The 12,409-nt window shown below is 52.8% G+C and carries 11 protein-coding genes; all 11 read right to left on the minus strand.

Features of this window, described 5'->3' with window-relative positions; all coding sequences use genetic code 11:
• Nucleotides 1-12: 12 nt before the first annotated feature.
• The 11 genes from OCH02_RS07205 to arnB all read right to left on the minus strand — a co-directional run bounded on the left by OCH02_RS07205 (nt 13) and on the right by arnB (nt 12,110).
• Nucleotides 13-1,455 (minus strand): protein adenylyltransferase SelO, encoded by a 1,443-nt coding sequence (locus OCH02_RS07205; RefSeq protein ID WP_261430577.1) that lies wholly within the window; start codon nt 1,453-1,455, stop codon nt 13-15.
• Between the two features lie 254 nt (nt 1,456-1,709).
• Nucleotides 1,710-2,447, minus strand: coding sequence for an EAL domain-containing protein (locus tag OCH02_RS07210; RefSeq protein ID WP_261430578.1), 738 nt, complete (start codon nt 2,445-2,447; stop codon nt 1,710-1,712).
• Nucleotides 2,448-2,998: 551 nt separating this feature from the next.
• The gene (locus OCH02_RS07215) at nt 2,999-4,012 is read right to left on the minus strand and encodes a lipoate--protein ligase A (RefSeq protein ID WP_261430579.1); all 1,014 of its coding nucleotides are present in this window, start codon (nt 4,010-4,012) and stop codon (nt 2,999-3,001) included.
• Nucleotides 4,013-4,069: 57 nt separating this feature from the next.
• Nucleotides 4,070-4,534 carry an NlpC/P60 family protein gene (locus OCH02_RS07220; protein ID WP_012144893.1) on the minus strand — a complete coding sequence of 155 codons (465 nt, stop codon included), beginning with the start codon at nt 4,532-4,534 and terminating at the stop codon, nt 4,070-4,072.
• Nucleotides 4,535-4,707: 173 nt separating this feature from the next.
• On the minus strand, nt 4,708-5,100 hold the full coding sequence (gene arnF, locus OCH02_RS07225) for a 4-amino-4-deoxy-L-arabinose-phosphoundecaprenol flippase subunit ArnF (RefSeq protein ID WP_261430580.1): 393 nt from the start codon (nt 5,098-5,100) through the stop codon (nt 4,708-4,710).
• Entirely contained in the window at nt 5,097-5,444 is a 348-nt protein-coding gene (arnE, locus tag OCH02_RS07230) for a 4-amino-4-deoxy-L-arabinose-phosphoundecaprenol flippase subunit ArnE (protein ID WP_261088511.1), read from the minus strand. Before arnE ends, arnF begins: the two co-directional genes overlap by 4 nt.
• On the minus strand, nt 5,441-7,108 hold the full coding sequence (arnT, locus tag OCH02_RS07235) for a lipid IV(A) 4-amino-4-deoxy-L-arabinosyltransferase (RefSeq protein WP_261430581.1): 1,668 nt from the start codon (nt 7,106-7,108) through the stop codon (nt 5,441-5,443). The genes arnE and arnT overlap by 4 nt, the downstream gene beginning before the upstream one ends.
• Nucleotides 7,105-8,010 carry a 4-deoxy-4-formamido-L-arabinose-phosphoundecaprenol deformylase gene (arnD, locus tag OCH02_RS07240; RefSeq protein ID WP_261430582.1) on the minus strand — a complete coding sequence of 302 codons (906 nt, stop codon included), beginning with the start codon at nt 8,008-8,010 and terminating at the stop codon, nt 7,105-7,107. The genes arnT and arnD overlap by 4 nt, the downstream gene beginning before the upstream one ends.
• Nucleotides 8,007-9,989 (minus strand): bifunctional UDP-4-amino-4-deoxy-L-arabinose formyltransferase/UDP-glucuronic acid oxidase ArnA, encoded by a 1,983-nt coding sequence (gene arnA / locus OCH02_RS07245; RefSeq protein ID WP_261430583.1) that lies wholly within the window; start codon nt 9,987-9,989, stop codon nt 8,007-8,009. Before arnA ends, arnD begins: the two co-directional genes overlap by 4 nt.
• Nucleotides 9,989-10,969: an undecaprenyl-phosphate 4-deoxy-4-formamido-L-arabinose transferase gene (gene arnC / locus OCH02_RS07250; RefSeq protein WP_218217769.1), complete on the minus strand. Its 981-nt coding sequence runs from the start codon at nt 10,967-10,969 to the stop codon at nt 9,989-9,991. Before arnC ends, arnA begins: the two co-directional genes overlap by 1 nt.
• Nucleotides 10,956-12,110 carry a UDP-4-amino-4-deoxy-L-arabinose aminotransferase gene (gene arnB / locus OCH02_RS07255; RefSeq protein WP_115184797.1) on the minus strand — a complete coding sequence of 385 codons (1,155 nt, stop codon included), beginning with the start codon at nt 12,108-12,110 and terminating at the stop codon, nt 10,956-10,958. The genes arnC and arnB overlap by 14 nt, the downstream gene beginning before the upstream one ends.
• Nucleotides 12,111-12,409 lie beyond the last annotated feature (299 nt).

Consider the following 12,409-nt stretch of genomic DNA (forward strand, 5'->3'; position numbering starts at 1 on the left):
TTTCTTCGTCAATCAACTAGAGCAAGAGATCTCCAGATGTTTGCCCCAATCCGGCGGCAACGCGGCGAGATCGTCATACTCCGGCAGGTCGGCAAACGGCGTCAGCAAAGCCCGATGCAGACGCGCCAGCTTACTGACATCATCCCGTTCGGCACTTTCAATGGCCTGTTGCGCCAGATAGTTGCGTAAGATTAGCTTCGGATTCACTGCCTTCATCGCCTGCTGGCGCTCAGCGTCACTCACCTGTTCTTGCTGCAGGCGCTGGCGGTACTGCTGATACCAGCTATCGAACGCGGCGCGATCGATAAATTCGTCTCGCAGCGGCGACTGCGCCTGCTGTTGCTGTGTCTGGCTCAGCAAGCGGAATGTCCGACTATAGTCCCGCCCCTCTTGCGCCATCAGACTCAGCAATCCGGTCAACAAATCGTTATCCTGCTGCGACTGGGTGAAGAAGCCGAGTTTAGCTCTCATCTGTTCCCCATAGGCACGCATCAGGGCCGGTTCATAGGCTGCCAGCGCATTTTGCAACTGCTCGGTGCTCATCAGCCCGGAAAGGGTTTGCGCCAAGCGGTGAAGATTCCACAGCGCCACCGCCGGCTGGTTATCATAGGCATAACGCCCCTGATGATCGGAATGGTTACAGATATAGTCGGGCTTATAATCGTCAAGGAAGCCATACGGCCCATAGTCGATGGTGATACCCAAAATCGACATGTTATCGGTGTTCATCACGCCGTGAGCAAAACCGACGGTTTGCCAATGGGCGATAAGCCGGGCGGTGCGTTCGACCACATCGGTAAACCACAGCAGATAGCCATCGCTCTGATCTTTAAACTGCGGCCAGTGGCGGGCAATCACAAAATCAGCCAACTGCTGCACCTGTTCTGGCTGCTTACGGTAATAAAAATGTTCGAAATGACCGAAACGCACGTGGCTTTCCGCTACGCGTAACAGCATCGCCCCACGCTCAGCCTGTTCGCGATAGACCGGCTGCTCGCTGGTCACAATGGTCAACGCGCGCGTCGTTGGAATACCCAGATGATGCAACGCCTCGGAGGCCAGGAACTCACGGATCACCGAGCGCAGCACCGCACGGCCGTCGCCCATACGTGAATACGGCGTCATACCGGCCCCTTTCAGATGCCAGTCCATGCTGCGGCCGTCCGCCAGCCGCTGTTCGCCCAGCAAAATGCCACGACCATCACCCAACTGCCCGGCCCAGACGCCGAACTGATGACCGCTGTACACCTGTGCCAGCGGTTGCATACCCGGCAGCAGCGTTTCTCCCGCCCAAATCGGGGTTTTATCCTGGGTAAACCAACTTTCGTCCAGCCCCAGCTCACGCGCCAGTGGCTCGCTGTGATACAGCAGGTGAGTCCCCTTTAACGGCGTGGGGTTCAATTCGGTATAAAAACCGGCTAATTGTTGTTGGTAAGCATTTTCAAACTGCGGCATAGGCCCTCCGTTCCACCTAGTGTAGAGCCTGGGCGTGGGGATTAACACGGAAGAAATGCAGGGAGAACGCATCTGCCTGATACCAGGACAGATGCGAGGGGATTGGCCTTTATGCATGCCGATATGGCTTAAAAGCCTTTTTGCGCTGATAAATAAAATACTTTATCAGCGAGAGAATGATAATGAATAACAGTACAGGGATCACAACCAAGCTCATCCCGTCCATTATTGGAACCATTGTGTGCGCAGTACTCTCAATTATTGTTATTGAACTCATCGGGCGTTACCCGTAACGCCGCCAAATTATCCACACCAACGCTGGGCCATAAAAAACCTTGCAGGCCAAAAATGCCGGCGTGTCTGAGCTTATTAAAATATTCCTTCCTCTCAATTCCTTCTACGATGACTCCCTTGCACAGCAGATTGATATTCTTTAATAGCGAGTCAATGACCACGTCATAACCCTGGTGGGTAAACAGCTGCCAGTAAAATCGCTTATCGATTTTCACGTAGTCGAATAGACCATCATACAATGCGGTCAGAGTTGCCTGACCAGAACCAAAGTCGTCCAGCCACAGTGAGAATGTCTCACTAAGCCGACGGATTTTTTCATTGTTTTTCCCGGCCGAGAGATTCGGAAAACCCTCGCTGATTTCAAAGGCGATAAATGACCATTGTCTGATCCGTTCGCACAATTGACCGTCAGCAAGAATCAAGTCGACCAGGATTTCTTCGACATTAAGCGTCACCAATACATCGTTTTCAACAAACCAGGCGGCATTCTGCTCCGCCAAACTCAATTGCTCATTAAATAACTCAATCCTTTGCTCGGTGGACAATAAATTAATCCCAATGTCAGCCGGCATCGCCAAATCACCGTCCAGACTATTAAAACGGTTCAAGATTTCCACCGCCAACAGCCTGCCCTCCATTGAGTAAACAGGTTGAAAAACATAGCTACTAATAAAGTCAGCTTCGAGTTGGATTTTCATTTCAATGCCATAGGCTGAATGGCGAACATCTCATCGTATATCAATATATTTTATCGATCAATCCCTGTGAGATTAATCGGAAATATCAATGCAGTCAGTCATAACTTATCATTTAATTGATAGATTAAAGCTATATCGGACGAGTGTAACGCAGATATGAAAACAATTTGGCTTAAGGCAAGAACCGCATCCCAGGCATAAATTGGTGACATATTTAGCTTAGGGGATAGGGTAATTCTGAAAATTTGACTTATCGTCATTGTTTTAATTAAAGAAATTCCCATCCTGCATTAAATATCAAATCCGTATCTCTTCCCTATGTACAGCGAAGTGAACTTAACTGATTAAATTTAATAACGCATCAATTCCTGGCGTTATTCCTTGCATTGATTCAGCAAAAAAATGCCCACCTTGATTTTTAGGGGAATTATGCTACCTCAATGTTTTGACTGTATTTTTTGCAAAAAAGTATAACAACAGGAAAGAGAGACAAAGCTGTGACATAAAAAAGGGATGAGTAGCCTCATCCCGGAGCATTCATAAACCGAACGTTATTTGATCGTTTCAAGCAACCATTGACGCAGTTCGGCTAATTCTGCGGCCTGTTCTGGGTATTGCAAAATCAAAGCATCGCAGCAATCAGCCAACGCCTCGCTGCGATAGGTGCAGCCCACCAGTATCTCGGCCAACCGTTGCAACGGTGCCGGGTTGAGGCTGTCGGTAAAAATCTGCGCCCGGCAGATAGCTCCTTTTTCCACGTCAAAGAAGATATCTACCCCACCCCAAACAAACCGCTCATTGAGCAGGTGGCTGAATGCCGGAGCCTTGCCGAAATTCCATTCCCAACTGCTTTGTTTGGCAAACTGCGCGGCAAAATCCGGCAAATCGGGATAAACGTCAGGAGAAATGATTTCTGCTTTCGCAGTCTCACCATAATGGTCAAAGAACGCCTGAGTTATCGCATCGCACACCTGCTGGTGGCTGATATCGGCTTTAAACTCCGCCAGATTGGCAACGCGAGAACGTACCGAGGTGATACCTTTGGCCTGTAGTTTTTTAGGGTCAGGATTAAGGTAATCGGCCAGGCGATTGAGATCCGCATTCAGCAACAAGGTGCCATGATGGAACCCGCGATCCTGAGTTTCCCGATAGGCCGAGCCGGAGATTTTACGCACGCCCTCTGCGGTATCAATCACCAGATCATTACGTCCCGACGCGGTGGCCGTAATGCCCAACTGAGCCAGAGCTTGCAGAATAATGCCGGTAGAGACGGTTTTATCGTAACCGGGTTTGCCCGCCATAAAGGTAAAACAGCTATTGCCCAAATCGTGGAATACCGCACCACCGCCGCTGCTGCGGCGTGCCAGACGAATACCATCCTGCTCCATGCGGCGGGTGTTGCACTCTTTCCAGGGGTTTTGTGACTGGCCAATGACCACGGTTTCGGCATTGCGCCACAGGAACAGAATTTTCTGCGTAGTCATTTCGCGGAAGATGCACTCTTCCACAGCCAGATTGAACCAAGGGTCGTAGGAATCGGAAATCAGTAGGCGTAAATTACTCATGGCGGTCACCGTTAACAATGTGATACCGCCATGATACACCAAATCAAGAGGTTAAGACTAAATGCGCCGCGCCTGCCAGTAGACCTTCTTCCAGTACACGTTGTTCAGCGAAGAACGGATCACGCCACGGCTGGTTGAGGCATGGATAAACTGATCGTTGGTGTCATAAATGCCAACGTGCAAACCATTCTCTCCACCACCGGTTTTGAAAAACACCAGATCGCCGGGCATCAGCTCATCGCGCGAGACTTTGGTTCCCAGTGAAGTTTGCTCTTCAGTAGAGCGTGGCAATTGCATATCGAAACGATCGCTGAAAGTGCGATAAACAAACCCGGAGCAGTCAACGCCACCGCGGTCTAACCCGCCATAGCGATAGGGGGCGCCGTACCATTGACGCAGCTGCTCGTTTAACTGAGCGACAACCACAATCGAATCGGCCAATTTGCCGCTCGGCGGCGGCGCATGGCTGCTACAACCGGCAAGAATTAAACTGGCTAATAAAAACCAAATACGCATCCGCATAATATCCCTTCATTGAACAGATTGCCGCTTTATGCCACCCGCTAAAGCATACCGCCTGCGAGGCAAAGCCGACACCAGCTAAGGAAAGCGCTATTTTGGGCTAATTTATCCCCCCGGGGGGGAAAAAGGCAAGCATGGTGAAGGAGATAATCGAATTGACGCCGATTTTCGCGCTATTGGGGCGCTTTTACCTTGGTCTGACTGTTAATCAGCCACACGCCAAACAGGATAAACAGCGTGCCCAAGGTTTTCAGCAGCGTAGCCGATTCATTAAACCAGGGCAGGATCACCGCCGCCAGATAGACCAGCGCATAGCTTACACTCAACAGTGGGTAAGCACGGTTGAGTGGCAAATGGTGCAACGCGAAGAACCAGCACAGCATTGACAGCGCATAGCCGAAAATGCCGCCGCTGACCGTCAGTAACGGCAACCAATACTGAATAAACAGGTTCAGTGTAACGTCGGCAAATGACATCAGTGGGATCTGCGCCATGCCCCACTTCATCAGCAACTGTGCCAGCGTGACTAACAGCACGCTGGCCGCGCCCCAGGCATAACCTCTCATGGATTGATACTCATCAGCAGGATCCCCAGCATGATTGAAGCCACTCCGTACCAATGGCGTGCGGTAGTGGGCTCATTAAACAACCAGCGGGCGGCCAGCGTCACCAGAACAAAATTCAGGCTGAGCGTCGGATATGCCAGGCTGAGCGGCAAACGTTGCAACACGTTAAGCCACACCGCCATGCCCAGTCCCAACAGCAAAACGGCCAGCGCCAGCCAGCGCAGCGTTACCCCCCGCCTGACGTCGGGAGGTAACTGCCAGCTCAAAGCCGCTTGCTTCTGGCACAGCTGCCCACCACAGGTGAGCAGGCTGACCACGACCACCAACAAATAGCCGACTATCATGGCTGCTTTTGGTACCAGAACAACGCCAGGCGGTTCATCACCTCGACCTTATCTGCTTTCGGCAGGTTTTGCTGATCAATGCTTTCGCCACGCGACAACTGCAACACCAGTGAGACATCCCCCTGCTTGCGCGCCTGCGCCAACCACTGCGGGAAATCGCCGTCGCTGATGAAATGGCTGCGCGCATCCGGATACTCCAAACCATAAGAAATCTCTCCCTTCTGGTTAAACATCAATATATCGCTGCGCTTCAACTCCCAGGCCAAACCTGCGGCTACGCCAACGCTGTCGGTCAGCACGTAGCGGCTATGGCCTAATTCAGCCATATTCACCCGAATAAAGTTTTGCGGCAGCTTGGAGTCAGTCACCTGTTGCGGAATGGCGTAACCAATCAACAAACACAGCAACAATGGGCAAGCCGCTGCCCAACTCCAGCGCTGCGCATTATTACGCACCGACACTACGGCAAACAGCAACCAACCGGCAAAGGCGATAATGCCGATAACAATCTTCGGCCACTCTTGCGCGGTAAACAAATGCACTTTGGGTAACAGTCCGGAGCCCAGAACCACCAGCGCCAGGATGCCGATTAAGCCAAACAATCCGTTTAATACGGCGTTAACCTTGAATACCTTGCTGCGCAATGCCGCCACGCAATCTTCGGCATAGGCCGCCATCAGCAATGCCAAGGGCGCCATGCACGGAAGAATATAGGTCGGCAGCTTGCCCTTGGCGATGCTGAAGAAGATCAACGGCATCATTACCCAGCTAAGCAGGAAGAACAGTTCCGGACGTTGAACGCGTTCTCGCCAGCCCTTGAGCAAGGATCCTGGCAGTAGTGCCAACCAGGGCAACACGGCCGCCATCAAAATCGGGACGTAATACCAGAACGGGGCTTTATGTTGCGCGTTGTCCTCGGCGAAACGTTGAATATGCTCCACCCAGAAGAAGTAGTTCCAGAAATCCGGCTCACGCTGTGCGATGGCCAGCGCCCAAGGCAAGCTCAGCAGCACCGCCACCACAATAGCCACTGGGCCGTAGATCAGCAGGTCTTTAATTCGCCGTTGTTGAATGACAATCGGGATCACCGCGATCACCGGCACCGCCAGTGCCAGGAAGCCCTTGGTCATAAAGCCCATACCGCAGGCCAGCCCCAACAGCACGTAGCCGCCCAGCTTGCCTTTGGCCGTGGTCGCTTTCAGCGTCAGATAATAACTGACCATCGCGGCGGCCAGCCACAAGGAAATCATTGGGTCCAACACGCTGTAGGTACCAATACTGAATACCAGAACCATCGACAGGAAAATCAACGTCGCCAGGCTGGCACGGCGCGCATTGCGCCACATTAACATCGCCAGTGCAAATACCAGCAGCGCCGTCATGCCGGTACTGAATACCGAACCGAAACGTACCGCAAAGTTGGTATCACCAAACAACCATTGGCTGATGTTATTGAACCAGTAGCCGGCCACCGGTTTTTCAAAATAACGCAGGCCAAGCAAATGCGGCACTACCCAGTCGCCGCGTTGCAGCATTTCGCGGCTAATCTCGGCGTAACGGGTTTCATCCGGTTGCCATAGCAGGCGACCGTTGAGCGGAATCAGGTAAACCAGAGCAAAAAAAATGGCCAACAAAATGGCCCATGATCCTTTTAGCGCCTTCATGAATCGTCCTTCACATCGGTTTGACAACCCAGCCAACCTTCACGGCCAGGGAAAGGAGCACGCTCGACGCGGCCCAATGGCAATGACGCCAAATCTTGAGGCAACAGTGCGCTTAACGGACAGAATTCTATGCCCTGCCGTTGCGCCCGCTGCAGTAACTGCTCAAACATTGCGGCCTGTGACATGCCCTCCACCTCGGTATGAATGGTATACACCGGCACACCGCGATCGTTTTCAATTGCCCGCAGAATGTAATCGTTGAAGTCGCTCATACTCACTTCGCTGCCAATCACCTCATCAAAGGTGGGCAACGTGACCGGGATCTGTACGGTTCCCAGGCGACCATCGCTTAACACCGGACGGAAGGGATGGGTGCCACGACAGTCGCTGTTGTAGTGAAAACCAAAGCGCTGTTTCACTTCCAGCACCCGCGTATCGGCACGCCAACCGGCAACCGCTGAACATTTGACAGGCTGACCGGTACTGTTGGCCAGCGCATCTACACCGAGCTGAACCTGCTGCATCAGCTGCGCTTCTGACCAACGGCCAACTTTGGCCTGCCAACCCTGATGATCCCAGGCGTGCAGCCCCACTTCATGTCCAGCCTGTGCAGTCAGTTTCATCAACGGCCCCAGGGCACGGGCAATATTACGCCCCGGCCAGGCAGTGCCTGCCAGCAAAATATCCCAGCCGTAGAGTGACGCGGCATTAGAGCGCAGCATTTTCCACAGGAATTTCGGACGCAAAAGGCGCCACAGATGGCGCCCCATATTGTCCGGTCCAACGCTGAAGAAGAAACTGGCCTGAATATTGTACTTGTCGAACAGCTCCAGCAACTGCGGCACCCCTTCCCGGGTGCCGCTGAAGGTATCTACGTCAACTCGCAGACCGACTTTCTTCATGCACCGTCACCTTCCTGAACGGTCGTACGCAGGAAGTAATCCAACGTATCAGCAACGGTTTGCTGCATGGCGATGGTTGGCTGCCAATCCAGCAAGCGGCGGGCATTCTTGATGCTCGGCGTGCGGTGCTCAACGTCCTGATAGCCTTTACCGTAATAGCTGCTGCTTTCAACGTCCTTGAAGCCGGCAAACGGTGGGAAACGGTCACGCAACGGATGGTTATTGAAGCTTTCGAGCAGCATTTCTGCCAATTCGCGGATGCTGGCTTCGTTGGTCGGGTTACCGATGTTGACGATTTGGCCATCGCACAGGCCATCACGGTTTTCGATAATGCGGAACAGCGCTTCGATACCGTCATTGATGTCGGTGAAGCAACGTTTTTGTGCCCCGCCGTCCATCAATTTAATTGGCGAGCCTTCCACCAGGTTGAGGATCAGCTGGGTAATGGCACGGGAAGAGCCGATACGTGCGGCATCCAGGTTATCCAGACGTGGGCCCATCCAGTTAAACGGACGGAACAGGGTAAACTTCAAGCCTTCTTTGGCACCGTAGGCCCAGATTACCCGGTCCAGCAACTGCTTGGATACCGAGTAAATCCAGCGCTGTTTGTTGATCGGACCGACAATCAGGCGTGAATGGTCTTCGTCAAATTCCTTGTCGTCACACATGCCGTACACCTCGGAGGTGGACGGGAAGATAATGCGCTTGTTGTATTTCACGCAGTCGCGGACGATTTTCAGGTTTTCTTCGAAATCCAACTCGAATACGCGCAGTGGGTTGCGGGTGTATTCAATCGGCGTGGCAATCGCCACCAGCGGCAGGATCACGTCACATTTCTTGATGTGGTACTCGATCCACTCGGAGTGGATGCTGATATCACCTTCCACAAAGTGGAAGCGCGGGTTATCCAGGAAACGGCTGATGGCGTCAGAACCGATATCCAGACCGTAGATATCGTAGCGGTCATCACGCAGCAGGCGTTCGGTCAGGTGGTTACCGATAAAGCCGTTAACGCCGAGGATCAACACGCGGGTTCTGCGTTTCATCACTGCGTTTGGCTTGGCGGCCAGGCGCACATCGGTGACGATACCCATTTCCTGCGCCAGACGGCTGCCTTGCACATACAAACCGACATCGTTTTGGCCGGCCACAATTTCCAACGCGCCTTCACCGCAGGCAATGATCAGCGGAGAGGTACTGAGCACGGTCCCCGGTTGCTTGTCATGCTGGGTATCCAGTACGCGGGCACGCCAGACAATCAGTTTACGCTGACCAAGGTAGCTGAAAGCACCAGGGTAAGGTTCGGTCACGGCGCGGACCAGGTTGTTGATTTCCTGCGCTGATTTATGCCACAGAATTTCACCGTCTGCCGCAGTGCGGCGACCAAAATAGCTGGCTTCAGCTTCATTTTGCGCGGTGAATGAGGCCGTCCCGTTTTTCAGCTTCGGCAGTTGCTCTTTCAGCAACGCCTGCGCCGCTTCAAGCACTTTTTTGTGCAGCGTCAGCGCGGTATCTTCAGCGGCAATCGCCACTTTATGCTGGCCAACAATGTCACCGGCATCCGGACGCTTAACCATTTTGTGCAGCGTGGCGCCGGTTTCGGTTTCACCATTTACCAGTGCCCAGTTTACCGGTGCGCGACCACGGTAATGCGGCAGCAGTGAGCCATGCAGATTGAAGCCGCCTTTTGGCGCCAGTGACAGCAGCTCTTCGCTCAGCATATTGCGGTAATAGAATGAGAAAATAATCTCAGGCTGCATCTCGCGGATACGTTCGATCCACAGCGGGTGGTTAACGTCTTCCGGCGCATAAACCGGCAACTCCAATTCGGCACCCACACGGGCAACGGAGGAGAAAAAGTTGTTCTCACCAGGATCGTCGGTATGGGTGAATACCGCCTGAATATCATAGCCCGCGTCAGTCAGCGCTTTCAGACCCGCGCAGCCAATATCATGGTAAGCAAATACGATAGCTTTCATTATTCTTCTTCCTGAGTATTGTGGTTCGGCTGCTCACCGACCACTTTCTGAACAAAATAACGGGGACGAGCACGAACGTCGGTATAAATGCGACCGATGTACTCTCCCAACAGGCCCATGCCGACAAATTGGGCGCCGATAAAGGTAAACAACACGGCAAACAGGGTGAACACCCCGCCGCCCGACCATTCAGGCCCCATAATCAAACGCAGGGCGATCAACAGCACCGCCAGCACAAAACCTGACAGCGCCACCACACTGCCCACCACGCTGAGCAAACGCAGCGGAGTCGTGGTCAGGCAGGTGATCAGGTCATACATCAGGTTAATCAACTTCATCAGGCTGTATTTGGAATCGCCAAACTCGCGTTCCGCATGCAGCACGTCAATTTCAGTGGTGCGGCGGGCAAAGGTATTCGCCAGAATGGGGATAAAGGTACTGCGCTCATGACAGTTCAACATCGCCTCGATAATATGGCGGCGATAGGCGCGCAGCATGCAGCCGTAATCCCCCATCGATTTACCGGTGGCACGTTGGATCATCATATTGATGATGCGCGAAGCGCTTTTGCGGAACCAGGAGTCCTGACGGTTGGCACGCACGGTGCCCACCACGTCGTAACCTTCTTCCGCCACTTTCACCAGACGTGGGATCTCTTCCGGCGGGTTTTGCAAATCGGCATCCAGCGTAATCACCAGATCGCCACTTACCTGATTGAAACCGGCCATGATCGCCGAATGTTGGCCATAGTTACGGTTGAGCAACACGGCAATCACACAGCTGCCAGGCTGTTCGGCCGCGGCAGTCAGCATATCGGCAGAATTGTCGCTGCTGCCGTCATCGACCAGGATAATTTCATAAGGTTGGGTCAGTTGTTTACAGGCGGCGGTGGTACGTTCGAGCAAGGCTGGTAAACTTTCCTGCTCGTTATATACCGGGATCACCACCGACACTTTTTTTATCGGTTCAACGCGAGACACGTAACGACTCCACAACAGAAGACAAGGCTTTAACCACGCGATCAACATCGGCGTCGGTCATATCAGGGAATAACGGCAAGGTGCACAGACGTGCCGAGTTCCATTCGGTATTGGGCAAGGAAAGCTGCGGATAGCGATCACGATAAAACTTCTGGGTATGGGCAGCGCGGAAATGCAGGCCAGTACCGATACCCACTTCTTTCAGGCGTTCCATCAACTGGTCGCGATCGATACCGCAGCGTTCAGCGTCAACGCGCACCATAAACAGATGCCAGGCATGGTCGTGCGGATAATCAGGTAATCCCAACGGCAGGAAAGGCGACCCTTCCAGAGCGGTGAGGTAACGCTGCGCCAGCGCCTTGCGGCGAGCATTAAGCTGCGGCAAGCGAGCCAACTGCACTACGGCGATAGCCGCGTGGATATCGGAAAGATTGTATTTGTAACCAGGCTCGACCACTTCAGCCTGCGGCTTGCGCCCCAATTGTTGGCGGTCAAAAGCATCAACGGCCAGGCCGTGGAACTTCAGACAGCGCAGGCGATCTGCCAGTTGGTCGTCGTCGGTAGCGATCAGGCCGCCTTCGGCACAGGTCAGGTTTTTAATTGCATGGAATGAGAAAATGGCCGTGCCGCGAGCCCCCACCCACTCACCGTTGTAACGGGCGCCCACCGCGTGCGCGGCGTCTTCAATCAGGGGGAGATTGTGGCGTTTGGCCACCTCACGCAATGCATCCATCTGCAGCGGTGCGCCGGCGTAATGTACCGGGACAATGGCTTTGGTTTTCGTCGTAATGGCAGCTTCAACATCACTGGCGCTGACCATCAGCGTATCGCGGTCAACGTCAATCATCACCGGCGTCGCACCGAGCAATTCAATCATGTTGAGGGTAGAAACCCAGGTCTGGGACGGAGTGATAACTTCGTCACCCGGGCCAATGTTCAACGCCATCAGGGTGATATGCATACCTGCAGTAGCGGAACAGACGGCGATGGCGTGTTTACAGCCGAAGGTGGCACAGAACTCACTTTCCAACTGCTGATTTTGCGGCCCGGTGGTGATCCAGCCTGAGCGCAATACCTTTTCTACCGCCGCGATCTCTTCATCGCCAATCGCCGGGCGTGAGAAAGGTAAAAATTGATCCATAGTTAACCCCAAACGTATCAAACTGCTTTAATGACACTGTAGATCTCTTTTATTTAACGAATATTAAACGCCAGAGAGAATCGTTCCTGGTGGATTAACTGCCAATGTACGGCCGCAAGCTTAACTAAACCTTAAGATGCGATTTATTATCAGTTAACTATCTGATCTGCGGGGGCCATCATCATTAAATTAAATTGATTTAAAAATCAATTAGTTATAGTTATATGTAATTATTTAATTATTCTGTTTGAACTTACTCATCGTAGCACGTCAGCGACGGTTTTCAAGATTGATGAGGT

Source organism: Serratia quinivorans, from assembly GCF_946227985.1.
Lineage (GTDB): Bacteria > Pseudomonadota > Gammaproteobacteria > Enterobacterales > Enterobacteriaceae > Serratia > Serratia quinivorans_A.

Coding starts and splice junctions, on each gene's coding strand:
- arnE (WP_261088511.1), bottom strand. CDS start 5,444: ATGATAGTCGGCTATTTGTTGGTGGTCGTGGTCAGCCTGCTCACCTGT.
- arnF (WP_261430580.1), bottom strand. CDS start 5,100: ATGAGAGGTTATGCCTGGGGCGCGGCCAGCGTGCTGTTAGTCACGCTG.
- OCH02_RS07220 (WP_012144893.1), bottom strand. CDS start 4,534: ATGCGGATGCGTATTTGGTTTTTATTAGCCAGTTTAATTCTTGCCGGT.
- arnD (WP_261430582.1), bottom strand. CDS start 8,010: ATGAAGAAAGTCGGTCTGCGAGTTGACGTAGATACCTTCAGCGGCACC.
- OCH02_RS07210 (WP_261430578.1), bottom strand. CDS start 2,447: ATGAAAATCCAACTCGAAGCTGACTTTATTAGTAGCTATGTTTTTCAA.
- arnB (WP_115184797.1), bottom strand. CDS start 12,110: ATGGATCAATTTTTACCTTTCTCACGCCCGGCGATTGGCGATGAAGAG.
- arnA (WP_261430583.1), bottom strand. CDS start 9,989: ATGAAAGCTATCGTATTTGCTTACCATGATATTGGCTGCGCGGGTCTG.
- OCH02_RS07205 (WP_261430577.1), bottom strand. CDS start 1,455: ATGCCGCAGTTTGAAAATGCTTACCAACAACAATTAGCCGGTTTTTAT.
- arnT (WP_261430581.1), bottom strand. CDS start 7,108: ATGAAGGCGCTAAAAGGATCATGGGCCATTTTGTTGGCCATTTTTTTT.
- OCH02_RS07215 (WP_261430579.1), bottom strand. CDS start 4,012: ATGAGTAATTTACGCCTACTGATTTCCGATTCCTACGACCCTTGGTTC.